Genomic DNA, 22,284 nt, shown 5'->3' with positions numbered 1-22,284 from the left:
GCCGCTACACCAACCGGCCCTGCTCCATTGCGAGTTGCCGATCGGCGCGGCTGGCCAGTTCACGATCGTGGGTGACGATAGCAAAGGCCGTACCCGATTCCTTGTTCACGCGCGTGAGCAACTCGAACATGCTGTGCGCGGTATTGCGGTCCAGGTTGCCGGTCGGTTCGTCGGCCAGCACGCAGACCGGCCGCGTCACCAGCGCGCGCGCCAGCGCGACGCGCTGCCGTTCGCCGCCGGACAACTGGCCTGGAAAGTGGTGTTCGCGGGCGGCCAATCCAACCTGCTGCAGCACCACCCGCGCCTGCTCGCGCGCCGCGTCGCGCGGCATCCGCCGCACGATCAGCGGCATCGCGACGTTGTCCAGCGCCGAAAACTCGGCGAGCAGATGGTGGAACTGGTAGACGAACCCCAGGCTGCGATTGCGCAGCTCGCTTTTCGCGGACTCCGTCAGGCCCGCGGCCGCCACGCCATCCACAGTGACCGTGCCGCGCGTCGGCACGTCGAGCAGCCCCAGGATATGAAGCAGGGTGCTCTTGCCGGACCCCGATGCGCCCACGATGGCCAGCATCTCGCCGCGGTGGATCGACACGCTGACGTCCCGCAGCACCTCGATGCGAGCAGGACCTTCGTCATAGACCTTGGTCAGGTTCTCCGCATGCAGCGCGTACTCAGTCATGGCGCAACACCTGGGCCGGCTGCAGGCGCGACGCGCGCCAGCTGGGATAGATGGTCGCCAGCAGCGAAAGAACCAGCGACGTAATGGCAATGGTGACGATGTCGCGCATCTCCGGATCCGAGGGCAGCTCGCTGATGAAGTAGATCTGCCGGGGCAGGAAATGTATGCCGAGCAGGCGTTCGATGAAAGGCACGATGACGTCGATGTTGTACGCGATCAGCATGCCGCCCAGTACGCCGAGCAGTGTGCCGACGACGCCGATCAGCGCGCCCTGCACCAGGAAAATCCGCGCGACCTCCGACGGGTTGGCGCCAAGGGTGCGAAGAATGGCGATATCGGATTGCTTGTCCTTCACCGCCATCACCAGCGAGGACAGCAGGTTGAACGCGGCCACGGCCACGATCAACGCCAGGATCAGGAACATCATCCGCTTTTCCGTCTGCACGGCCGCGAACCACGTGCGGTTGTTGCGCGTCCAGTCGCTGGCCGACACATACGGCGGCAGTTGGCGCGACAGTTCCGCCGCGACTTGCGGCGCCTGTTGCATGTCGGCGATGCGCAGCCGGACACCGGCGGTGCCGCTATCGCGGAACACCTTGGCGGCGTCCTGGTCGTCGACAAAAGCCAGCGAAGAATCGTATTCGTAATGGCCCGACGAGAAAATGCCCGCCACGGTGAACTGACGCATACGCGGGGCGAAACCGGCCGGACTGATGGACGCCTGGGGCGCCAGCAACAGCACGGTGTCTCCCACCGACAGGCCCATGTCGCTGGCCAGATCGCGTCCCAGCACGATGCCGAAGGACCCGGGCTTCAGGTCATCCAGGTTGCCGGCGACCATCTGCTTGGGAATATCCGAAACCTTGCCTTCCACCTGCGGATCGATGCCGCGCACCTGCACGCCGCGCAGGGCCTCGCCTCGCACGATCATGCCTTGTGCCGCGACGAAGGGCGCGGCGGCCCGGACTTCCTTGTTCCGTTCCGCGGCCTGGGCCAGCGCCTGCCATTGCGTCAGAATGGCTTCCGGGCTGCCGCCGGGCACATAGAGCTCGATGTGAGGCAGCACCGATAACATGCGGTCGCGCACGTCCTTCTGGAAGCCGTTCATCACCGACAGGACTATGATGAGCGCGGCCACACCCAGCGCGATGCCCGCCATCGAACTGGCCGCGATGAAGGAAATGAACCGGTCGCGGCGGCCGCGACGCTGGCGGATACGAGCCATGCCCGCGTAGCGGGCGCCTATCCAGAATTCGTAGGGTATTTTCAGCACCCGCGCATTATGGCATTAACGGACGGCGATCCGAGCGCCGCCGCCACGGCCGCACCGCACTACAATCCCGGCCATGCAAATCGTCCTACCCGGCGCGCTGCCGCCCAGCGCGCCCATCGCCGAGGAATTGGCCAAGCGGCTGCCCGCGGCCGCTCCCACGCTGTACGCCTGGATGCGCCAAAGCCCCGGACGGCAGATCCCATTCGACCCCTACGAACACGGCTGCACGCCATTCGAGGCCTGGCAGTTGGAACAAGCCGGTTTCCGGCCCGCGCCCGGCCAGCCCATGGGCGCTGGCCTCGGCCCCCTGCGGGCCGGCGCAACGGCGGCCCGCGGAGAAAAAGTCTGGGTGGCCGACCTGACGCATATCGCGCTGGGCACCGACCGCGCCAGCCTGGTGCCGGCCGACGCCCTGGCCCTGACCGACGCCGAAGGCGCGTCGCTTTTCGATGCCGCCCAGCCCCTGTTCGCCGATACTCCGTTCTCGGCGGAAGCCATCGCGCCCTTCCGGTGGCGCGTACGGTTGCCGGCCACGCTGAACCTGCCGACGGCCAGCCCCGGCGCAGTGGCCGGCCACGCGCTGGACGCCTGGTGGACGCAGGACGCCGCCGCCCGGCCGTGGCGGCGCCTGGTCAACGAGATTCAGATGGTGTGGCATGAACACCCGGTAAACGAGGCCCGCGTGGCCCGGAATCAGTTGCCGGTGAACGGCGTCTGGCTCTATGGCGGGGCCGAGAGCTGGACGCGTCCCGCAGCCGCTGTACCCCAGCCGCAAGTCGTCGCCGACCTGCAGGCGCCTTTCCAGGCGGAGGACTGGGGCGCCTGGCTGGAAGCGATCGCCCGGGTCGACGCGGAAGTGCTCAAGCCGCATGCGGATGCGCAAGGCCGGCCCAGACGCCAGCTGTCCCTGGTCGCGCTCGGCCGCGACCGGCGCGCTACTCTGTCGCCCCAGCCGCGCAGCGCGCTGCTGCGCTGGCTGCCCATACGTGAACAAAACTGGAGGTCCTGGTGGTCGCCCCGCGCCTGACCATTCGCCGTGGCGATCCCGGCGTCTGCAGGGCGCTGGAAGCCGCCGGCATCCATCCGCTGCTGGCGCGCCTGTGGGCCGCCCGCGGCGTCGTACATCCCCAAGATACCCGCCTCGGTTGGGCGGCCATGCTGCCGCCTGCCGGCCTGACGCGGGCGGACCATGCCGCCGCCATCCTCGCCGACGCCATCGCCCAAGGCCGCCGCATGCTGATCGTGGCGGACTACGACTGCGACGGCGCAACGGCATGCGCTGTCGCCTTGCGCGCGTTGCGCGCCATGGGAGCCATCGTTGACTTCCTGGTCCCCAACCGCTTCGAGACCGGCTATGGCCTGTCCCCCGCCGTTGTGGAACTGGCTTGCCGCCATCCGGCGGGCAAGCCCGATCTCATCGTCACGGTGGACAACGGCATTGCCAGCGTGGAAGGCGTGGCCAGCGCCAATGCGCAGGGCATCGGCGTGGTCATCACGGATCACCACCTGCCGGGAGACCGCCTGCCCGACGCCCTGGCTATCGTCAACCCCAACCAGCCGGGTTGCGGATTCCCGTCGAAGAACCTGGCCGGCGTCGGCGTCGTGTTCTACCTGATGCTGGCGCTGCGGGCCGAACTGCGCCGGCGCGGCATATATGCATCCGACGGCGGGCCGCGGCTGGACGCGCTGTCCGACCTGGTCGCGCTGGGCACCGTGGCCGACGTCGTCAAGCTGGACGCAAACAATCGGTTGCTCGTCACGCAGGGCCTGCAGCGCATCCGTTCCGGACGCATGCAGCCCGGCTTGCGCGCCCTGTTCGCCGTGGCGGGCCGAGAACCGAGGACGGCCAGCGCCTTCGATCTGGGCTTTGCCCTGGGCCCGCGCATCAACGCGGCAGGACGTCTGTCGGACATGAGTCTGGGGATCGCCTGCCTGACGACGGACGATGAAGGACAGGCACTGGAGATTGCACGCGAGCTCGATACGATCAACCGCGAACGCCGGACCATCGAGGCAGCCATGCGCGAACAAGCGATGGCGGCGGCTGGCGATCCCGCGATGGCGACGGGCGCGACGGTTTGCGTCTACGACGATAGCTGGCACCAAGGCGTGGTCGGGTTGGTGGCCTCCCGGTTGAAAGACCAGTTCTGGCGCCCCGCGCTCGCGTTCGCGCCCGCCGGCGAGGACGAATTGCGCGGCTCAGGCCGTTCGATTCCGGACGTGCACCTGCGCGATGCGCTGGACCTCGTCTCCAAGCGCGATCCGGCGCTGATCCGCAAGTTCGGCGGCCACGCCATGGCGGCCGGCGTTACCGTGGGCCGGGCCGACTTTCCGCGCTTCGCGCCGGCCTTCGACGCCGCCGTGCGGGAATTGACCGGACGCGACGATTTCGAGCCCCTGCTGGAAACCGACGGTCCGCTCGAAACCGGCTACGCGAATGCCGAAGTGGCTGGACTGCTGCAGCAACAGGTATGGGGTTCCGGTTTTGCCGCGCCGCTGTTTTTGGATACCTTCCAGGTAAGGGCGCAGCGCCTTCTCGGCGATAAGCATTTGAAGCTCACGCTGGAGCGCGGCGCGCAGCGCTTCGATGCCATCTGGTTCGGCCAGACGCGGCTGCTGCCGGACACGGTCGATGTGGCATACCGCCTGGAACAGAACGTTTGGAACGGCCGCGTGTCGGTCCAGCTGGTGGTGGAGCACGCCGGCTAGACCGGAGTATCCCTGTCGCGCCGGTCCATCGATGACTGGCGCGGCCGACGGACTTGAAAAGACGATCGGCTTTTGCTGACGGTCCCGGAAGACCTGGCTTGGACGATCGTAAGGCTCGCACGGGGAAACTCCCAGCCCGGTCCTAGGAACGAGCGTGCCTCGCACGCCGGCCGCGACCATGGCATCTCCTTCGCCTGAGGAGGATGCGCTCGACGGCTGACGTCCAGGGCCGCCGACACGACGCCTCGCCTGCAGGCGCCGTGTCGGCGACACACTAGCGGTTCACCAATTTCGCTGGCTGCGCCAACGCAACTAGCGCCCCCACGCACAGGCAGGCTGCCAGGACGTAAATGCCGCTGTTCGTCGACCCCGTCGTATCCTTTAGCCAGCCGACCAAATAGGGGCTGATGAATCCGGCAAGGTTGCTGACCGAATTGATCAGCGCGATGCCAGCCGCCGCCGCCGTGCCTCCGAGAACAGCCGTGGGCAGACTCCAGAACAAAGGCAGCACCGTGCAGATCCCCACGTTCGCGACGGTGAGCGCCAGGATGGCGATCCAGGTATTGCCGCTCCACATGGCCGACACCACCAGCCCCGCTGCGCCGATCAGCGAAGGAATCGCCAGGTGCCAGCGGCGCTCATGCTGACGGTCGGAGCTACGCGCGATCAGAATCATGCCGATCACCGCGAACAGGTTTGGTATGGCCGTCAGCAACCCGATAGACAGCGGGTCCTGCACGCCGGTATTGCGGATCAGGGTCGGCATCCAGAAACCGACGCCATACAGACCCATCACGAACGAAAAATAGATGCTTGCCATGGCCCAGACGCGCGGCTTGGTCATGGCGGCGCGCAGGGGCGGGTCTTCTTTCACCTTTTCCTCAGCTTCGATATTGCGCGAGAGGATGGCGCGCTCGTTTTCGGTCAGCCATTTGGCTTGCGAAATGCGGTCATCCAGCCAGAACAGCACGATCAGCCCGATGATCACGGACGGGATGCCTTCCAGGATGAACAGCCACTGCCAGCCGGCCATCCCGTGGTCGCCATGGAAAGTGTGCATGATCCAACCGGATACCGGCCCGCCGATCAGGCCGGACAATGGCACGGCCGTCATGAAGAAGGTCGTGATACGGCCGCGGCGCGCGTGCGGAAACCAATACGTCAGATACAGGATGATGCCCGGAAAAAAGCCCGCTTCCGCCAGGCCCAGCAGAAACCGCAGCAGGTAGAACATGCCGGGCGTCGTCACGAAAATCATGGCCGCCGAAATCACGCCCCACGTAATCATGATGCGGGCGATCCAGCGGCGCGCACCCACCCGGTGCAGGATGATGTTGCTGGGCACTTCGAAAAGGAAATAGCCCAGGAAGAAAATCCCGGCGCCCAGCCCATAGACTGTGTCGCTGAACTTCAGGTCCTGCAGCATCTGCAGCTTGGCGAAGCCGACGTTGACGCGGTCCAGATAGGCCACGACATAACAAAGCACCAGAAACGGCACCAGGCGCAGCGTCACTTTCCGGTACAGCCGGTCTTCGGCGCTGGCCGATGACGGCGCAGCATCGGGGGTGATCACGGTTTCCATTCGTCTCCTCCTTCTCGGATGGTTTTATGGCCGCCGGCAAGGACAAATGCCCTGCCCGCACAGCCCGGCCTCGCGGCTTTTCATGTCCGCGTGGTTGCGGACAGGGTTTTATAAATCCGCCGGGCAAGTTTCCACAAACCCGTTTGTTCTTTCTGACGCGAACCTGAATGACGCTCCGCCGCCGCGCGCCGTGGACGATGCCGGCCCGCCTACGGTTGTGGCGTCCGGCGGTTGCCAGGGAGCAGGCTAAAATGTCGGGTTTTCGCAATTTTCAGCCAGGATTCGCCATGGAAGCCGAACGTCAGAACCAGATCGCCGCCCGACTCGCCGACTACGCGGCACGCGAGCAGGCGCTACGGAGGTATCTTTGACTACGATGCCAAAGCCGAGCGCCTGCAGGTCGTAAACGCCGAGCTCGAAAGTCCGGACGTCTGGAACGACCCCAAGCATGCCCAGGACCTTGGCCGCGAAAAGAAGAGCCTGGAAGACGTCGTCCTGACGCTTTCCGAGCTGGGCAGCGGCCTGGCCGATGCCGCCGAGCTTTTCGAACTGGCGGCAGCCGATGAAGACGACGCCACGCTGATTTCCATCGAAGGCGACGCCGACCAATTCCAGAAAAAGCTCGAAGCGCTGGAATTCCGCCGGATGTTCTCCAATCCGGCCGACCCGCTGAACTGCTTCCTGGACATCCAGGCCGGCGCTGGCGGCACGGAAGCCCAGGATTGGGCATCGATGCTGCTTCGCCAGTACCTGAAGTACTGCGAACGCAAGGGATTCAAGGCCGAAGTGCTGGAAGAATCCGAAGGCGAAGTCGCGGGCATCAAGTCCGCCACCCTGAAGATCGAAGGCGAATACGCTTTCGGTTACCTGCGCACCGAAACGGGCGTGCACCGGCTGGTGCGCAAAAGCCCCTTCGACTCGTCCGGCGGCCGGCACACGTCCTTCGCCAGCGTGTTCGTGTACCCAGAGGTGGACGACTCTTTCGAGATCGAGATCAATCCAGCGGATCTGCGCGTCGACACCTACCGCGCCAGCGGCGCGGGCGGCCAGCACATCAACAAGACCGATTCTGCAGTACGCATTACACACATGCCGACCGGCATCGTCGTGCAGTGCCAGAACGACCGGTCGCAGCATCGCAACCGGGCGGAAGCCATGCAAATGCTGAAGTCGCGGCTGTACGAGCTGGAAATGCGCAACCGCATGGCGGAACAGCAGAAGCTGGAAGACTCCAAGACCGACGTGGGCTGGGGTCATCAGATCCGCTCCTACGTGCTGGACCAGAGCCGCATCAAGGACTTGCGGACCAACGTGGAAATCTCCAACACGCAAAAGGTTCTGGACGGCGACCTGGACCCGTTCATCGAAGCCAGTTTGAAGCAAGGTGTGTAGGGCCCACCCCCGAAGCGCTACGCGCTTCCCCCTCAAGGGGGCGACGCTGGCGGACCGGCGGAGCCGGATCCGCGGCGTCCCTGGTCGGGGGGCACCTGTTTTTTGCGGGGGCTGGGGCTTCTCGGAAGAGCGGCTGGTGGACTGGAAGGGAAGCTCGCCCCCGAAGCGCTACGCGCTTCCCCCTCGAGGGGGCGACGCTGGCGGACCGGAAGGGAAGCCCACCCCCCGAAGCGCTTCCGCGCTTCCCGCTCGAGGGGGCGACGCTGGCGGACCGGAAGGGAAGCCCACCCCCGAAGCGCTTCCGCGCTTCCCCCTCGAGGGGGCGACGCCAGCGGACCGGCGGAGCCGGATCCGCGGCGTCCGCGGTCGGGGGGCACCTGTTTTTTGCGGGGGCGAACCGCAATGATTGGCCTTGCCGACATGGGGAATGCTGGGTTCTGGCGGTGGGAATCCGCAGCGATATGACTAACCGAAAAGGAAAGGTGTGACCATGCCTCAATCCGTAGTCGTTCTGACTGGCGCATCGCGCGGCCTTGGGGCTGCTTTGGCGCGGGAACTGGCTCAGCCGGGCGTCCGGCTTATCACGCTGGCGCGCCGGCAGGATCCGGAACTGGCTGCGCACGCCGCCGCGCGTGGCGCGGCGCTGGAACAGATGGCCGTCGATCTTTCCGATCCCCAGGGGGCGGCCGATGCGGCGGAGCGGATCGCGGCGCAATTGCCGCGTGACGCCGGACGGTACGTGCTGGTGAACAACGCGGGGACTGTCAGCCCGGTCGCCCCAGTGGACGGCCTGGATCACCCCGCGGCAATTACGCAGGCATTGAATCTGAACGTCGTGGCGGTGATGCTGCTGACTTCGCGTTTCCTGGCTGCCACCCGCGGGCTGGCGGCAGAACGGCGGGTGCTGAACATCTCGTCCGGGGCGGGCCGCAATCCCACTTCGGGTTGGGGCGTATATTGCGCCACCAAGGCCGCGCTGGACATGTACACCCGTGTCGCGAAGCAGGAGCACGGCGAAGGCGATGCCAGATTCGTCTCCCTGGCCCCCGGCGTGGTGGACACCGACATGCAGGCGGCCATCCGCGCAAGCGACCCCGGCGCCTTCCCCGCCCTGCCCCGCTTCCAGGACCTGCACGCGGGCGGCAAGCTGTCTTCGCCGGCCGACGTCGCGGCGCGAATCGCTGCCTATCTCGAACGCGACGATTTCGGCGCGACCGAAATCGACGACATCCGCAATTACAACTAGCGCTTACCATGACCGACACTTCGAACGCCACTGCCGCGCAGGACGAGAACCGGCTGATCGCCGAACGGCGCGCCAAGCTGGCCAAGCTGCGCGAAAGCGGCCCGGCCTTTCCCAATGACTTCACGCCGGACGCCCGCGCCGCCGAGCTGCACGCCCAATACGACGAGGCGGACCAGGAAACGCTGACCACGCTCGGCAAGGTCGTCAAAGTGGCCGGCCGCATGATGCTCAAGCGCGTCATGGGCAAGGCAAGCTTCGCGACGGTGCAGGACGCCAGCGGCCGTATCCAGATCTACCTGGACCGCGGCGTGCTGGGCGACGACGCCTATGCCGCGTTCAAGCAGTGGGACATCGGCGACGTCATCGGCGTCGAAGGCTCGGTCTTCAAGACGAACAAGGGCGAACTGTCCATCCATGCCACGCAGGCGCGCCTGCTGGCCAAGTCGCTGCGCCCGTTGCCCGACAAATTCCACGGCGTTGCCGACCAGGAATTGCGCTATCGCCAGCGCTACGTCGACCTCATCATGACGGAATCGACCCGGCGCACGTTCGAAGCGCGCAGCAAGGCGGTGGGCGCCATCCGGCAGTACATGCTGCAGGCCGGCTTTCTGGAAGTGGAAACGCCGATGCTGCATCCGATCCCTGGCGGTGCGGCCGCCAAGCCGTTCATCACCCATCACAATGCGCTGGACATGGAAATGTTCCTGCGCATCGCCCCGGAGCTCTACCTGAAGCGGCTGGTCGTCGGCGGTTTCGACCGGGTCTTCGAAATCAATCGGAACTTCCGCAATGAGGGCGTCAGCCCGCGTCACAATCCGGAGTTCACGATGATGGAGTTCTACGCCGCGTACACCGACTATCGCTGGCTCATGGACTTCACCGAACAGCTGATTCGCCAGGCCGCGATCGGGGCAACCGGCAGCGCCGTGCTGACCTATCAGGGGCGGGAACTGGACCTGGGCCAGCCTTTCGACCGGCTGACCATCTGTGAAGCGATCCTGAAATACGCGCCGGATTACACGCAGGCGCAGCTGGACGACGCGGCGTTCCTCCGCCAGGAACTGAAGCGCCTGAAGGTGGATGTGGATGCGCCGCCGTTGGCCCGCGCCGGGCTAGGCGCCCTGCAGCTGGCGCTTTTCGAGGAAACCGCGGAAGCGCAGCTATGGAACCCGACGTACATCATCGACTACCCGGTGGAGGTGTCGCCGCTGGCCCGCGCCTCCGACACGCGGCCCGGCATCACCGAACGCTTTGAGCTGTTCATCACCGGCCGTGAGATCGCCAACGGTTTCTCCGAGCTGAACGACCCGGAAGACCAGGCGGAACGCTTCCGTGCGCAGGTGGAAGCGAAGGACGCGGGCGACGAAGAAGCCATGTACTACGACGCGGATTACATTCGCGCGCTTGAATACGGCATGCCTCCCACGGGCGGCTGCGGAATCGGCATCGACCGGCTGGTCATGCTGCTGACCGACAGCCCCAGCATCCGTGACGTCATCCTGTTCCCGCACCTGCGCCGGGAAGACTGAGCCCGGGAAACCGGCGCCCTACCCCTGGGCGCCGGACAACGCCGCGTCGCGAAGCACGACCGCTTCGGCCCAGCGGCGTGCGACGGCAGGGGACGTCGCGCACGAGGCCACACGGGTGGCCACCCGTACCGCGCGTTCGAGCAATTGAATATCGGCTTCGTGCTGTCGCGCCACGTGCGGGTCTTCAAAGAAAATGACACGCTGGCATTGGCGCTCGAGCACGAGCTCGGCAATCTGGGCGTCTCCGCCCAAGGGACCGCTCAGGTAGCGGTGCGCCCACGGCCTGTCCTTCGGCCATCCGCGCGACCAAGCCAGCTCGTTCAGCCGACCGCCGGTCGTTCCGGTCGCCACGCGCCGGCCGAACCGTGACAGCACGTCGAAGTGCGCGTCGGCAAACGCCACCATTTCGTCCTTCAGGGCGTCGTGCGCAATGAGCGCCAGCGTCTGCCCCGAAAAATCGAACATGCTCGAAAGGGCCGGGTCCGGCGCCAGGCCGGCATGCAGACGTTCGACTTCCATCCATTCGAGCGCGCCGGCCAGCGTCGAGATGAAGGGCTTGCCATGCGTGACGCATTGGCGCTTCAGGGCCAGCGCCTCGGGGAAGATCGATGAGGGATCGACGGGGTCGATGAAGTAGATCGCGCCGTCGAAAGGCATGGTGCCATCGCGGCCCTCCGTCACGCGCGCGACCAGCTTCATCAAGCCGCCCTCCCGGCCGTAGGGATAGCGGATCAGGCCGGAATAGCCCTGCAGCATGCCTTCCCGCGTGATGGCGTCGTGCGTGCGGCCGACTGTGTAGAACTGCATGCCCATCTGGCGGATGGTCGCCGAACAGGCGCGCAGCCAATCGAACAGGATGGCGTCCGGGGTCTCGTGATGCAGGCGATTGGCGGCCAGGCCGAAGCGCAGGATTGGAAGGGTCATGATGGCGGAATCGGGATGACGACGGTTACGGATGATACCGCCGCCAACCGGTTATTCCGCTTCTTCGATCCAGGCTTGCTGGATGGCTTCCAGGATTTTTTCGCCGCAATGCTTGGGATCGTCATTGAAATCCGGCAGCGCCAGGACCATGTCGCGCAGCGCGGTGAAGCGGACTTGCGTCGGATCGACGTCCGGATGCGTGTCGGCGAGCGCCACGGCGATATCCTGAATATCGGTCCACTTCATCAGTGGTTCTCCTTCGCGTGATTGATCGTGTATCGGGGAATTTCCACGGTCAAGTCCGTGTCGGCGACCTTGGCCTGGCAAGACAGCCGGGACGTAGAGGTCAGCCCCCAGGCCTTGTCGAGCAGATCCTCTTCCATGTCGCTGGCGTCGTCCAGCGACTGGAAGCCCTGGCGCACGATAACGTGGCATGTCGTGCAGGCACAGGAAAGCTCGCAGGCGTGCTCGATTTCCACGCCATGGTCCAGCAGGGTGCGGCAGATCGACACGCCGCTGGGCGCGTCCTCGATCACCTTGCCTTCTGGGCAGATTTCCGGATGGGGCAATACGGTCAGTTTCGGCATGATTCGGAAAGGGAAAGGACCGTTCAGGTCAATTCGTCCAGCTTGCGGCCCGACAGGGCGGCGCGGATGCTGCGGTCCATTCGCCGCGCGGCGAAGGCTTCGGTGGATTCGGAAAGCTCTCGCACCGCGCCCCGTACGGCTTCGACGTCGTCGCTATCGCGGGCGGCCTCGGCCTGAGCAAGTGCGGCATCCACGCGCCGGCGCTCAGCCTCGTCGAGCAGATCGCCATCGGCGGCGAGCGCAGCCCGAACCGACTCCACCAGCTGGCGCGCTTCCACCTGCTGCTCGCGCAACATCCGGGCGCGCGCGTCGGCGTCCGCCTGATCGATGCTCTCGGCCAGCATGCGCGTGATCTCGTCGTCCGAAAGCCCATAGGAAGGCTTCACCGTCACGGATGCTTCGACCCCGGTGCTCTGCTCGCGCGCGGTCACCCCGAGCAGCCCGTCGGCATCGACCTGAAACGTCACGCGGATACGGGCGGCCCCGGCAACCATGGGAGGAATGCCGCGCAATTCGAAGCGCGCGAGGGATCGGCACGCCGACACGAGCTCCCGCTCGCCTTGCACCACGTGGATGCTCATGGCGCTCTGGCCGTCCTTGAAGGTGGTGAACTCCTGGGCGCGCGCAACCGGAATCGTGCTGTTGCGAGGGATGATGCGTTCCACCAGGCCGCCCATGGTTTCCAGGCCAAGCGACAGCGGGATCACGTCCAGCAGCAACCAGTCTTCGCCCGGCAGCCGATTGCCCGCCAACAGATTGGCCTGCAAGGCGGCGCCCAGCGCCACCACCTGATCGGGGTCCAGATCCGTCAGCGGCGTCTGGCCGAACAGTTCGCCAACAGCCCGGCGCACCACCGGCATGCGCGTCGCGCCGCCAACCATGACCACGCCACGCACGTCGGCCGGCTTCAAACCGGCATCGCGCAAGGCACGGCGGGCACAGGCAAGGGTACGTTCGATCAGGGGCGCGGCCATGGTTTCGAAATGCTCGCGGGTCAGCGGCACGTCCACTTCCGTGCCGTCCCGCAACGGAAACCGCACGGAAGTCGCCGCTTCGACAGACAGCCGCTCGCGCGCTGCCCGGGCAGCCACCATCAGGGCCCGGCGGTCGTGGCGGGACCAGTCCTTGGCCTCGGGAATGGACGAGGCGGCCCATTCGGCGATCAACGCGTCGAAATCGTCGCCGCCCAGCGCCGTGTCGCCACCCGTGGCGACGACCTCGAATACGCCTTTGGTCAGGCGCAGGATGGATACATCGAACGTACCGCCGCCCAGGTCGTACACGGCGTAGACGCCTTCGGCGGCGTTTTCCAGACCGTAGGCAATGGCGGCGGCCGTCGGTTCGTTCAGCAGGCGCAGCACGTTCAGCCCGGCGAGTCGGGCGGCGTCGCGCGTCGCCTGGCGCTGCGCGTCATCGAAGTAAGCCGGTACGGTGATCACGGCGCCAACAAGCTCATCGCCCAGCGCCGCTTCGGCGCGCGCCTTCAGCCGCGCCAGAATGTGCGAGGACACCTCGATGGGACTCAGATCGCCCGCGGCGGTACGCAGCCGGACCATGCCGGGGGCATCCACGAAATCGTAGGCCGTACCCGAGGCGCGAGCCTCGTCGGCCGTGCGCCCCATGAATCGCTTTACGGACACGATGGTATTCGCCGGGTCTTCCGCCTGCGTCGCCAATGCTTCGTGGCCCACGATGGGCGGCGCATCAGCCAGATACCGGACCGCGGACGGCAGCAGGACACGGCCCTCTTCGTCCTTCAGCACCTCCGGCACGCTGCTGCGCACGGTGGCCACCAGGGAATTGGTCGTGCCCAGATCGATCCCGACCGCAAGCTTGCGCTGATGCGGCGCGGGCGATTCGCCCGGTTCTGAAATCTGAAGTAAAGCCATGATTGGGATGTCGTTATAGGTTCAGGTGGTGCGGGCCTTGCAATGCCCCGCGTCGCGGCGGACCGGGCGATCCAGCGGCTTACTCCGCTGCCTGGGCCAGTTCCTGGCTCATCTTGCGCACGAACATCCATTCGCGCACTTTGGTTGCCGCGGCCGCGGCATCGCCGCTTTGGTCCAGCAGGCGGGACACTGCTTGCTGCAGCCCCGCCTCGGCCTCGGCCAGTTCCGCACGCAGCGCGTCGGCAGCCGGCCCCTTGCCACCCTGCTCCCGCACTTCGTCGAGCGCTTCGCGCCAGCTCATCTGCTGCATCAGGAAGTCCGTGTCCATGGACGTATTGCTTTCCGTCTGCAGGTCCACGCCGGCGCGTTCGCACAGATAGCGCGCGCGCAGCAAAGGATCGCGCAGCTGCCGGTAGGCCTCATTGGCCCGCGCGGACCACTGCATGGCCACGCGGCGCTCGGCAGGAGATGCGGTTGCGTAGCGGTCCGGGTGAACCCGGGCCGCGACTTCCCGCCAGACCTGTTCGAGGCGCGCGGTGTCCAGATCGAAACGCGCCGGCAGCCCGAACAAGGCGAAATGATCGTCCGCTGAAGCCAAGGATTACACCGTAAAAGACTCGCCGCAGCCGCAAGTCGCCTTTTCGTTGGGGTTGTGGAACTTGAACCCTTCGTTCAAACCCTCGCGAGCGTAGTCCAGCTCGGTCCCGTCGATATAGACCAGGCTTTTCGGATCCACGAACACCTTCACGCCGTGGCTTTCGAAAACCTGGTCGGCGGCATCGGGCTCATCCACATACTCGAGCTTGTAAGCCATGCCGGAGCAGCCGGTGGTCCTGACGCCCAGGCGCAGACCCACCCCTTTGCCGCGGCGCTGCAGATAGCGGCTGATGTGGCTCGCCGCTTGGGGAGTCAGTGTGATGGCCATTATCAAACCTGCGAGTGTTTTTCTTTGTAGTCCTTGACGGCCGCCTTGATGGCGTCTTCCGCCAGGATGGAGCAGTGAATCTTCACCGGCGGCAGGGCCAGCTCTTCGGCGATCTGCGTGTTGCGGATGTTCATCGCCTCGTCCAGCGTCTTGCCCTTGACCCATTCGGTCACGAGCGAGCTCGACGCGATGGCCGAACCGCAGCCGTAGGTCTTGAAGCGCGCATCCTCGATGACGCCGTTGGGGCCCACCTTGATCTGCAGCTTCATCACGTCGCCACAGGCCGGCGCGCCTACCATGCCGGTACCAACCGAATCGTCACCCTTGTCGAAAGACCCGACATTGCGCGGGTTTTCATAGTGATCCAGAACTTTATCGCTGTATGCCATGATATTTCTCCCCTTCGCCAGGCGAAGGCAATCCAAATGGGTTCACGCCGCCAACCGGCACGGTTTGGGCGCCGGTCAGTGCGCCGCCCACTGCACGCTGTTCAGGTCGATGCCTTCCTTGGCCATTTCCCACAGCGGCGACATATCGCGCAGCTTGCCGACGCGCTGTTTGATTAGATCCACCGTGAAATCGATTTCCTGCTCCGTCGTGAAGCGGCCGATCGTAAAGCGGATCGAGCTGTGCGCCAATTCATCATTGCGTCCCAGTGCGCGCAGCACATAGGAAGGCTCCAGGCTGGCCGACGTACAGGCCGATCCGCTGGATACCGCCAGTTCCTTGACCGCCATGATCAACGACTCGCCTTCCACATAATTGAAGCTGACGTTGAGGTTATGCGGCACACGGCGTTCCATGTCGCCGTTCAGGTAAACCTCTTCGATCTCCGACAGCCCCTTCCACAGGCGGTCGCGCAACATGCGGATGCGTTCGTTCTCGGTGCCCATTTCCTCGCGCGCCAGGCGGAAGGCCTCGCCCATGCCGACGATCTGATGCGTGGGCAACGTACCGGAACGGAAACCGCGTTCATGACCGCCGCCATGCATTTGCGCTTCGATACGCACGCGCGGCTTGCGGCGCACGTACAGCGCGCCAATGCCTTTGGGACCGTAGGTCTTGTGCGCCGAAAAGGACATCAGGTCCACCTTCAGCTTTTGCAGGTCGATCTCGACCTTGCCGGTCGCCTGGGCGGCATCGACGTGGAAAATGATGTTCCGCTCGCGGCAGATTTCGCCCAGCGCTTCGATGTCCTGGATGACGCCGATCTCGTTGTTGACCATCATCACCGACACCAGCACCGTATCGGGGCGGATCGCCGCCTTGAAGACGTCCAGGTCGATCAGGCCGTTATCCTGCACATCGAGGTAGGTCACCTCGAAGCCTTGACGCTCCAGCTCGCGGCACGTGTCCAGCACGGCCTTGTGCTCGGTCTTGACCGTGATGATGTGCTTGCCGCGTTCGGCGTAGAAGTTGGCAGCGCCCTTGATGGCCAGGTTGTCCGATTCGGTGGCGCCCGACGTCCAGATGATTTCGCGCGGGTCGGCGTTCACCAGCTTGGCGACTTCCTCACGCGCACGTTCGACCGCGTCTTCCGCTTCCCACCCCATCGAGTGGCTGCGGGATGCCGGATTGCCGAAATGCTCGTACAGCCACGGCACCATTTTTTCCACCACGCGGGGATCGACCGGAGTCGTGGCGGAATAGTCGAGGTAAATGGGACGGTTGGACATATTCGTACAGCTCCTGATTTTCTTATACGGTGGCGGAGGCGCCGGACGGCTTGGCCGTCGCGCTGGTATTCGTGCAAGCGCTCGACACGGCGGCGCCGTTGGCGACCCGGTTCACTCGGACGGTTCCGTTCTGCGCCTGATTGTTCGCTTCCTGGAGCTGGCGGACGCGTTGCTGGTCCACAAGGTCCTGCAGGGAAACGGAATCCAGGTAGTCCACCATCTTGCGGTTGAGCGTCGCCCAAAGTTCGTGCGTCATGCACTTGCCGGACTTGCCGTCCTTGCCGCTCGTACAGTCCTGCTTGCCGCCACAGCTGGTGGCGTCCAGCGGCTCATCCACCGCGAAAATAATGTCGGCGACAGTGACATTGCGGGCAAGCCGCGCCAGCGAATAGCCGCCGCCGGGCCCGCGAACGCTATCGACGAGCTCGTGCCGACGCAGCTTGCCGAACAGTTGCTCGAGATAGGAAAGAGAAATGTTCTGGCGCTGGCTGATGGCCGCCAGGGTGACCGGCCCGCTGTGCTGACGCATGGCGAGGTCGATCATGGCGGTCACGGCGAAACGTCCTTTGGTAGTCAGCCGCATAGTCGAGATTCCTGTTTAGCCAGTAGGCCCGGCGCACGGCCGGGGTCCGATACCTGATCTCAATACCTGAGTAATTGGTTCAAGTATAGCCTATTCCCGACTAAATTACTATGAAACCATGCGGCCGATAGGGACGAGCAGCAGACAGACAGCAAAAAACCGCCGTGACGGCGGTTTCGTTAGGGGCCCGCAAGGGCCCTGGCAGAACCGGTGGCGCGCTGCGCGCGCCGCCAGGATCTTATGACGACAGACAGAAGATGGAAACACCTTGGCGCCCGAGGCAGACGCGCTGGGCCTCGACGGCGCGTCGCCGGCAGGCTTCGCTATTGATCAAGCCGCCTGATACTGCGTCGCGCGCTTACGGACCAATTCCAGCACGCCCTGACAGGCGTCCTCGAGATAGTCCAGCACCTTGCCAAAACCTTCCGGCCCGCCGTAGTACGGATCGGGAACGGTCGCCTCTTCGAACTCGTTGGCGAACCGCATCAGGAGCATCAACTTGTGCTGGTAAGCCTTGGGGCACTGCTGCTGCAACGCCGACAGGTTTTCCCAGTCCATTGCCAGAATGAGGTCGAACTCACGGAAATCTTCGGGCGTGACCTGACGCGCCTCGCAGTGCGTGATTTCGTAGCCGCGCTTACGGGCGGCAGCCTGCGCCCGGGCATCCGGCGCCTCGCCAATGTGAAAAGCGTGCGTCCCGGCGGAATCGATCCGCACGACATCGCTCAGACCGGCGTCATTGACCAGCCGACGGAACACACCTTCCGCGCTCGGCGAGCGGCAGATGTTGCCCATGCAAACGAAAAGTACCTTGGTCATCATGTTTCATAGTCTGAGGGAAAACCCGGAACTAGGCAAGCTTTTTTTGCATCGAAAGTGCGCAGCCGGGCGTCGTGACGCACCGCCAAAAGTTGAGGTGCGATAAGGACTTATAGGGAAATCCTAAGGAAGCGATTAACGTTTGCTACACGTATTGCCGCGATCCGGCCGGCATTCCTGCGGTTGCACCGCAACAGCGGGATTGTGTCCCCTTTATGTCCGGATCGTTACAAACCGATGGCAGACGCTAGCGGTCCCTGTCTTTACCTCGCCCCGTCGAGCAGCACCCGCTCCTTCAGCGCGTTCAGCGCGTCGCGGGCCGCTGCGGCCTGCTCGAACTCCAGATTGCGCGCGTGATCCATCATCAGCTTCTCCAGCCTGCGGATTTCGCGCGCCAACGCCTTCTCATCGGTCAGCACATCGGCCGGCAGGGCATCTTCGATCGTCGGGTGATGCACTGGCGCCACCACGCCATCGATCAATTCGCGCACCGCTTTCTGCACCCCTTTCGCGGTGATGCCGTGCGCGGCATTGAATTCCTGCTGCTTCTTGCGCCGGCGCTCGGTTTCCCCAATGGCGCGATGCATCGAGTCCGTGATCCGGTCCGCATACAGGATGGCCCTGCCGTTCAAATTCCGGGCGGCCCGCCCGATGGTCTGGATAAGGCTGCGCTCGGACCTCAGGAAGCCTTCCTTGTCCGCATCGAGAATGGCCACCAGGGAAACCTCTGGAATATCCAACCCCTCGCGCAGCAGGTTGATCCCCACCAGCACGTCGAAAGTCCCCAGCCGGAGATCGCGGATGATTTCCACGCGTTCGACCGTATCGATGTCCGAGTGCAGATAGCGCACCCGGACGCCATGTTCGGCCAGGAAGTCGGTCAGGTCTTCAGCCATCCGTTTGGTCAGCGTGGTGACCAGGACGCGCTCGGACTCCGCCACGCGAAGCTTGATTTCCCCGAGCAGGTCGTCCACCTGGGTACGGGCGGGGCGAACTTCGACGACGGGGTCGACCAGACCCGTGGGCCGGACCACCTGCTCGACGACGTTATCCGAATGCTGCCGCTCATAGTCCGACGGCGTGGCGGACACGAACACGCATTGACGCATGCGCGCCTCGAATTCCTGCAGCTGAAGCGGCCGGTTATCCAGCGCGGACGGCAGCCGGAAACCGTACTGCACCAGGGTTTCCTTGCGGGACCGGTCTCCTCGGTACATGCCGCTCAGCTGCCCCATCGTGACATGGCTTTCGTCGATGAACATCAGCGCGTCGGCGGGCAGGTAGTCGATTAGCGTAGGCGGCGGCTCGCCGGGCGCGGCGCCGGACAGATGGCGGGAATAGTTTTCGATGCCCTTGCAGAAACCCAGCTCCTGCAGCATTTCCAGATCGAAACGCGTGCGCTGCTCGAGCCGCTGCGCCTCCACCAGCTTGCCTTCCCTGGTGAAGAACTCCACGCGTTCGCGCAATTCTTCCTTGATCGTCTCAATGGCCCTCAATACCGTGTCGCGCGGCGTGACGTAATGCGACCCCGGATATACAGTGAATCGCGGGACCTTTTGCCGAGTCCGGCCGGTCAGGGGATCGAACAGCTCCAGGGTTTCCACCTCGTCATCGAACAAGGTCAAGCGCAGGGCAAGTTCCGCGCTTTCCGCCGGGAAGATGTCGATCGTTTCACCGCGCACGCGGAACACGCCCCGGGTGAAATCCGCATCGTTGCGCGTGTATTGCATGGCGACGAGGCGGGCGAGGATCTCACGCCGCGATATGCGGTCGCCGACGCGCAGGATGAGCACCATGGCGTGGTAGTCGCCCGGGTTGCCGATACCGTAGATGCACGACACGGTGCCCACGATCACGGTATCGCGACGCTCCAGCAGGCTCTTGGTCGCCGACAGCCGCATCTGCTCGATGTGCTCGTTGATCGACGAGTCCTTTTCGATGAAAAGATCCCGCGTCGGCACATAGGCCTCGGGTTGATAATAGTCGTAGTAGGAAACGAAGTACTCGACGGCGTTCTTCGGGAAGAATTCCCGCATCTCGGCGTAAAGCTGCGCTGCCAGGGTCTTGTTCGGGGCGAGCACCAGCGCCGGGCGGCCAAGGCGCGCGATGACGTTCGCCATTGTGTACGTTTTGCCCGAACCGGTGACCCCAAGCAGGGTCTGGTACATGAGCCCGTCCCGCACGCCCTCCACCAATCCGTCGATCGCGTTGGGCTGATCGCCCGCCGGCGGATAGGGTTGATATAGCTGGAAAGGACTATCGGGGAACTCGACGAATCCAGGTGCCGTCATGCTAGACTGTCTCGGGGTAAACCCCCCATTATCCGCCGCATATACGGCTGCGTCCACCCACCCTTTCTGCGATCCGATGAGCACCCTTTTTCAAAACGTCGAATTGGCCCCGCGCGACCCTATCCTGGGGCTGAATGAGCAATACAACGCCGATCCCCGTGCGGGCAAGGTCAATCTCGGCGTGGGGGTGTACTACGACGATAACGGCCGCATCCCCCTGCTGGCTGCCGTCCGCAAGGCAGAGGTGGCTCGCATCGAAGCGGCCGCTGCGCGCGGCTACCTGCCCATCGAGGGGATCGCCAGCTACAACAAAGGCGCGCAGGCCTTGCTGCTGGGCGCCGATTCGCCCCTTACCGCGGCGGGACGGGTCTTGACCACCCAGGCCCTGGGCGGCACCGGCGCGCTGAAGATCGGCGCGGACTTCCTGCACCAGTTGCTGCCTGACGCCAAGGCCTACATCAGCGATCCGAGCTGGGAGAACCATCGCGCCCTGTTCGAACGCGCCGGTTTCCAGGTCGAAACGTATCCGTACTACGATGCCGCCACGCACGGACTGAACTTCGAAGGCATGCTGGCCGGGCTGAAGTCCATGCCGGCCGGCAGCGTCGTGGTCCTGCATGCCTGCTGCCACAACCCCACGGGCGTGGATCCCACGATGGAACAATGGCAGCAGATCGCCAACGTCGTGAAGGAACGCGATCTCGTGCCCTTCCTCGACATCGCCTACCAGGGCTTCGGTGCGGGCCTGCACGAGGATGCCGCCGTGGTGCGCTTGTTCGCGGGAATGGATATGACGGTGTTCGTCAGCTCCTCCTTCTCCAAGTCCTTTTCGCTGTACGGCGAACGCGTCGGCGCGCTGACCGTCGTGGCCGGCAGCAAGGACGAGGCCACGCGTGTGCTCAGCCAGCTCAAGCGGGTCATCCGCACCAACTACTCCAACCCGCCCACGCACGGGGGCACTATTGTTTCGACCGTGCTCAACAGCCCGGAACTGTTCGCATTGTGGGAGCAGGAGTTGGCGGGCATGCGGGACCGCATCCGCCTGATGCGTCAGCAGCTGGTCGCAAAAATCAAGGAGAACGGCGCCCAGCAGGACTTCAGCTTCGTGCTCGACCAGCGCGGCATGTTCTCCTATTCGGGATTGACCTCCGCCCAGGTCGACCGCTTGCGCGAAGAACATGGCGTGTACGCCATTGGCACCGGCCGCATTTGCGTCGCGGCGCTGAACAGCCAGAACATCGACACAGTGGCGAAAAGCATTGCCGCAGTGCTGCGGGGCTGAGAACCCTTCGCGGCAGCCTGGGGTAAAGAAAGCGGGGCCTGCGCCCCGCTTTTTTGTTGCTCGATTCCGCTGGCCCTTGCGTTTTCAAGCTGCGTCCCCCAAAATGGCGACCTGTATATCCATACAGGGCACAGCAATCCGCCATGGCCAGCAAACTTACCGAACGCCAGCAGCAGATCCTCGATCTCATTCGTCAGGCCGTCGCCAGCACGGGCTTCCCGCCCACGCGCGCCGAAATCGCCCAGGCGCTTGGTTTCCGGTCACCCAACGCGGCCGAAGATCACCTCAAGGCGCTGGCGCGCAAGGGCGCCATCGAGCTCACTGCAGGGGCGTCGCGCGGCATCCGATTGAAAGAGGCGCGACCTGAAGGCCAGCAGCCGTTGCTGCCCATCCCCTCCCTTGCCCAACTTGTACTGCCGTTGGTCGGCCGTGTGGCAGCCGGCAGCCCGATCCTGGCCGCCGAGCACGTGGAACGCGACGTGGGCGTCGATCCTTCTCTCTTCGCGCAGCGGCCGGATTACCTGTTGAAGGTGCGCGGCATGAGCATGCGCGACGTCGGCATTCTTGATGGCGATCTCCTCGCCGTCAAAAAAGCCAGCGAAGCCCGAGACGGCCAGATCGTTGTCGCGCGGATCGATGAAGACGTCACCGTCAAGCGTCTGCAACGGCAAGACGGCCGCATCCGGCTCCTGCCGGAAAATCCGGACTTCGAACCCATCGTCGTCCAGCCAGGGCAGGAGTTTGCACTGGAAGGCATTGCAGTGGGCCTTATCCGAACGCAGGCGCTGCACTGAGGCCCGGCGAACGAAGAATTTCCAGCACAGAAAAAGAGCCCGGGAGCTTTCGCCTCCGGGCTCTTGTTTTTGCCGGCTAGGCGGCCGGCCAGCGGTGGGACCGT

General features: G+C 64.7%; 21 protein-coding genes. 7 read left to right on the top strand and 14 right to left on the bottom strand.

The genetic code is table 11. From position 1 onward, the window contains the following. Positions 1-4 precede the first annotated feature (4 nt). Together CAL13_RS09075 and CAL13_RS09070 are read right to left on the bottom strand one after the other, a co-directional pair. Positions 5-679: an ABC transporter ATP-binding protein gene (locus CAL13_RS09075; protein ID WP_086057140.1), complete on the bottom strand. Its 675-nt coding sequence runs from the start codon at positions 677-679 to the stop codon at positions 5-7. Beyond that, positions 672-1,904, bottom strand: a complete 1,233-nt coding sequence (locus tag CAL13_RS09070) for a lipoprotein-releasing ABC transporter permease subunit (RefSeq protein ID WP_232462555.1) — start codon at positions 1,902-1,904, stop codon at positions 672-674. The genes CAL13_RS09075 and CAL13_RS09070 overlap by 8 nt, the downstream gene beginning before the upstream one ends. Positions 1,905-2,025: 121 nt before the next feature. Here CAL13_RS09070 and CAL13_RS09065 point away from each other — a divergent pair, with 121 nt between their 5' ends. Next, on the top strand, positions 2,026-2,979 hold the full coding sequence (locus tag CAL13_RS09065; protein WP_086072153.1) for a hypothetical protein: 954 nt from the start codon (positions 2,026-2,028) through the stop codon (positions 2,977-2,979). Continuing rightward, on the top strand, positions 2,961-4,661 hold the full coding sequence (recJ, locus tag CAL13_RS09060; protein WP_086072152.1) for a single-stranded-DNA-specific exonuclease RecJ: 1,701 nt from the start codon (positions 2,961-2,963) through the stop codon (positions 4,659-4,661). Before CAL13_RS09065 ends, recJ begins: the two co-directional genes overlap by 19 nt. A gap of 274 nt (positions 4,662-4,935) precedes the next feature. Here recJ and CAL13_RS09055 read toward each other — a convergent pair whose 3' ends face one another. After that, on the bottom strand, positions 4,936-6,243 hold the full coding sequence (locus tag CAL13_RS09055) for an MFS transporter (RefSeq protein WP_086057135.1): 1,308 nt from the start codon (positions 6,241-6,243) through the stop codon (positions 4,936-4,938). Positions 6,244-6,530: 287 nt separating this feature from the next. On the opposite strand from CAL13_RS09055, the gene prfB reads away from it, so the two are divergent. From prfB to lysS, 3 genes are all read left to right on the top strand, one after another. Next, a protein-coding gene (gene prfB / locus CAL13_RS09050; protein ID WP_157664436.1) for a peptide chain release factor 2 occupies positions 6,531-7,635 on the top strand; the annotation gives its coding sequence in 2 pieces (ribosomal slippage) (positions 6,531-6,611 and positions 6,613-7,635; 1,104 coding nt in all). A 490-nt stretch (positions 7,636-8,125) separates the two neighbouring features. Next, positions 8,126-8,881: an SDR family oxidoreductase gene (locus tag CAL13_RS09045; RefSeq protein WP_086072151.1), complete on the top strand. Its 756-nt coding sequence runs from the start codon at positions 8,126-8,128 to the stop codon at positions 8,879-8,881. A gap of 8 nt (positions 8,882-8,889) precedes the next feature. After that, positions 8,890-10,410: a lysine--tRNA ligase gene (gene lysS / locus CAL13_RS09040; protein WP_086057133.1), complete on the top strand. Its 1,521-nt coding sequence runs from the start codon at positions 8,890-8,892 to the stop codon at positions 10,408-10,410. 18 nt (positions 10,411-10,428) lie between these two features. Here the strand turns inward: lysS and CAL13_RS09035 are convergent, their stop codons facing one another. The 11 genes from CAL13_RS09035 to uvrB form a co-directional block, all read right to left on the bottom strand. Next, positions 10,429-11,334: a methylglyoxal synthase gene (locus tag CAL13_RS09035; protein ID WP_086072150.1), complete on the bottom strand. Its 906-nt coding sequence runs from the start codon at positions 11,332-11,334 to the stop codon at positions 10,429-10,431. A 51-nt stretch (positions 11,335-11,385) separates the two neighbouring features. Next, a complete protein-coding gene (gene iscX / locus CAL13_RS09030; protein ID WP_086057131.1) occupies positions 11,386-11,580 on the bottom strand; it encodes a Fe-S cluster assembly protein IscX in 195 nt (64 codons plus the stop codon). Continuing rightward, a complete protein-coding gene (fdx, locus tag CAL13_RS09025) occupies positions 11,580-11,921 on the bottom strand; it encodes an ISC system 2Fe-2S type ferredoxin (protein WP_086057130.1) in 342 nt (113 codons plus the stop codon). Before fdx ends, iscX begins: the two co-directional genes overlap by 1 nt. A gap of 23 nt (positions 11,922-11,944) precedes the next feature. Then, entirely contained in the window at positions 11,945-13,810 is a 1,866-nt protein-coding gene (gene hscA, locus CAL13_RS09020; RefSeq protein WP_086072149.1) for a Fe-S protein assembly chaperone HscA, read from the bottom strand. Positions 13,811-13,889: 79 nt separating this feature from the next. Further along, entirely contained in the window at positions 13,890-14,408 is a 519-nt protein-coding gene (gene hscB / locus CAL13_RS09015; RefSeq protein WP_086057128.1) for a Fe-S protein assembly co-chaperone HscB, read from the bottom strand. A 3-nt stretch (positions 14,409-14,411) separates the two neighbouring features. Continuing rightward, on the bottom strand, positions 14,412-14,735 hold the full coding sequence (gene iscA, locus CAL13_RS09010) for an iron-sulfur cluster assembly protein IscA (protein ID WP_086057127.1): 324 nt from the start codon (positions 14,733-14,735) through the stop codon (positions 14,412-14,414). Positions 14,736-14,737: 2 nt separating this feature from the next. Beyond that, positions 14,738-15,124 carry a Fe-S cluster assembly scaffold IscU gene (gene iscU, locus CAL13_RS09005; RefSeq protein ID WP_086057126.1) on the bottom strand — a complete coding sequence of 129 codons (387 nt, stop codon included), beginning with the start codon at positions 15,122-15,124 and terminating at the stop codon, positions 14,738-14,740. 75 nt (positions 15,125-15,199) lie between these two features. Beyond that, positions 15,200-16,411, bottom strand: a complete 1,212-nt coding sequence (locus CAL13_RS09000) for an IscS subfamily cysteine desulfurase (RefSeq protein WP_086072148.1) — start codon at positions 16,409-16,411, stop codon at positions 15,200-15,202. Positions 16,412-16,433: 22 nt separating this feature from the next. Further along, positions 16,434-16,994, bottom strand: a complete 561-nt coding sequence (iscR, locus tag CAL13_RS08995; RefSeq protein WP_086057124.1) for a Fe-S cluster assembly transcriptional regulator IscR — start codon at positions 16,992-16,994, stop codon at positions 16,434-16,436. A gap of 330 nt (positions 16,995-17,324) precedes the next feature. Continuing rightward, positions 17,325-17,816: a low molecular weight protein-tyrosine-phosphatase gene (locus CAL13_RS08990; protein WP_086057123.1), complete on the bottom strand. Its 492-nt coding sequence runs from the start codon at positions 17,814-17,816 to the stop codon at positions 17,325-17,327. Between the two features lie 260 nt (positions 17,817-18,076). Beyond that, positions 18,077-20,104 (bottom strand): excinuclease ABC subunit UvrB, encoded by a 2,028-nt coding sequence (gene uvrB, locus CAL13_RS08985; RefSeq protein ID WP_086057122.1) that lies wholly within the window; start codon positions 20,102-20,104, stop codon positions 18,077-18,079. 76 nt (positions 20,105-20,180) lie between these two features. Between uvrB and CAL13_RS08980 the strand changes: the two genes are divergently transcribed. Together CAL13_RS08980 and lexA are read left to right on the top strand one after the other, a co-directional pair. Further along, positions 20,181-21,386 (top strand): amino acid aminotransferase, encoded by a 1,206-nt coding sequence (locus tag CAL13_RS08980; RefSeq protein ID WP_086072147.1) that lies wholly within the window; start codon positions 20,181-20,183, stop codon positions 21,384-21,386. Positions 21,387-21,529: 143 nt separating this feature from the next. Further along, complete coding sequence (lexA, locus tag CAL13_RS08975; protein ID WP_086057120.1) at positions 21,530-22,180, top strand: transcriptional repressor LexA; 651 nt, start codon at positions 21,530-21,532, stop codon at positions 22,178-22,180. Positions 22,181-22,284 lie beyond the last annotated feature (104 nt).

Source organism: Bordetella genomosp. 9 (assembly GCF_002119725.1).
Classification (GTDB): Bacteria; Pseudomonadota; Gammaproteobacteria; order Burkholderiales; family Burkholderiaceae_B; genus Bordetella_C.
This window is presented reverse-complemented; position numbering and strand designations above follow the sequence as displayed.

Coding starts and splice junctions, on each gene's coding strand:
- iscA (WP_086057127.1), bottom strand. CDS start 14,735: ATGGCCATCACACTGACTCCCCAAGCGGCGAGCCACATCAGCCGCTAT.
- CAL13_RS09045 (WP_086072151.1), top strand. CDS start 8,126: ATGCCTCAATCCGTAGTCGTTCTGACTGGCGCATCGCGCGGCCTTGGG.
- CAL13_RS09075 (WP_086057140.1), bottom strand. CDS start 679: ATGACTGAGTACGCGCTGCATGCGGAGAACCTGACCAAGGTCTATGAC.
- CAL13_RS09035 (WP_086072150.1), bottom strand. CDS start 11,334: ATGACCCTTCCAATCCTGCGCTTCGGCCTGGCCGCCAATCGCCTGCAT.
- iscU (WP_086057126.1), bottom strand. CDS start 15,124: ATGGCATACAGCGATAAAGTTCTGGATCACTATGAAAACCCGCGCAAT.
- hscA (WP_086072149.1), bottom strand. CDS start 13,810: ATGGCTTTACTTCAGATTTCAGAACCGGGCGAATCGCCCGCGCCGCAT.
- iscR (WP_086057124.1), bottom strand. CDS start 16,994: ATGCGGCTGACTACCAAAGGACGTTTCGCCGTGACCGCCATGATCGAC.
- fdx (WP_086057130.1), bottom strand. CDS start 11,921: ATGCCGAAACTGACCGTATTGCCCCATCCGGAAATCTGCCCAGAAGGC.
- lexA (WP_086057120.1), top strand. CDS start 21,530: ATGGCCAGCAAACTTACCGAACGCCAGCAGCAGATCCTCGATCTCATT.
- CAL13_RS09065 (WP_086072153.1), top strand. CDS start 2,026: ATGCAAATCGTCCTACCCGGCGCGCTGCCGCCCAGCGCGCCCATCGCC.
- lysS (WP_086057133.1), top strand. CDS start 8,890: ATGACCGACACTTCGAACGCCACTGCCGCGCAGGACGAGAACCGGCTG.
- CAL13_RS08990 (WP_086057123.1), bottom strand. CDS start 17,816: ATGATGACCAAGGTACTTTTCGTTTGCATGGGCAACATCTGCCGCTCG.
- CAL13_RS09070 (WP_232462555.1), bottom strand. CDS start 1,904: ATGGCTCGTATCCGCCAGCGTCGCGGCCGCCGCGACCGGTTCATTTCC.
- iscX (WP_086057131.1), bottom strand. CDS start 11,580: ATGAAGTGGACCGATATTCAGGATATCGCCGTGGCGCTCGCCGACACG.
- CAL13_RS09055 (WP_086057135.1), bottom strand. CDS start 6,243: ATGGAAACCGTGATCACCCCCGATGCTGCGCCGTCATCGGCCAGCGCC.
- uvrB (WP_086057122.1), bottom strand. CDS start 20,104: ATGACGGCACCTGGATTCGTCGAGTTCCCCGATAGTCCTTTCCAGCTA.
- CAL13_RS09000 (WP_086072148.1), bottom strand. CDS start 16,411: ATGTCCAACCGTCCCATTTACCTCGACTATTCCGCCACGACTCCGGTC.
- CAL13_RS08980 (WP_086072147.1), top strand. CDS start 20,181: ATGAGCACCCTTTTTCAAAACGTCGAATTGGCCCCGCGCGACCCTATC.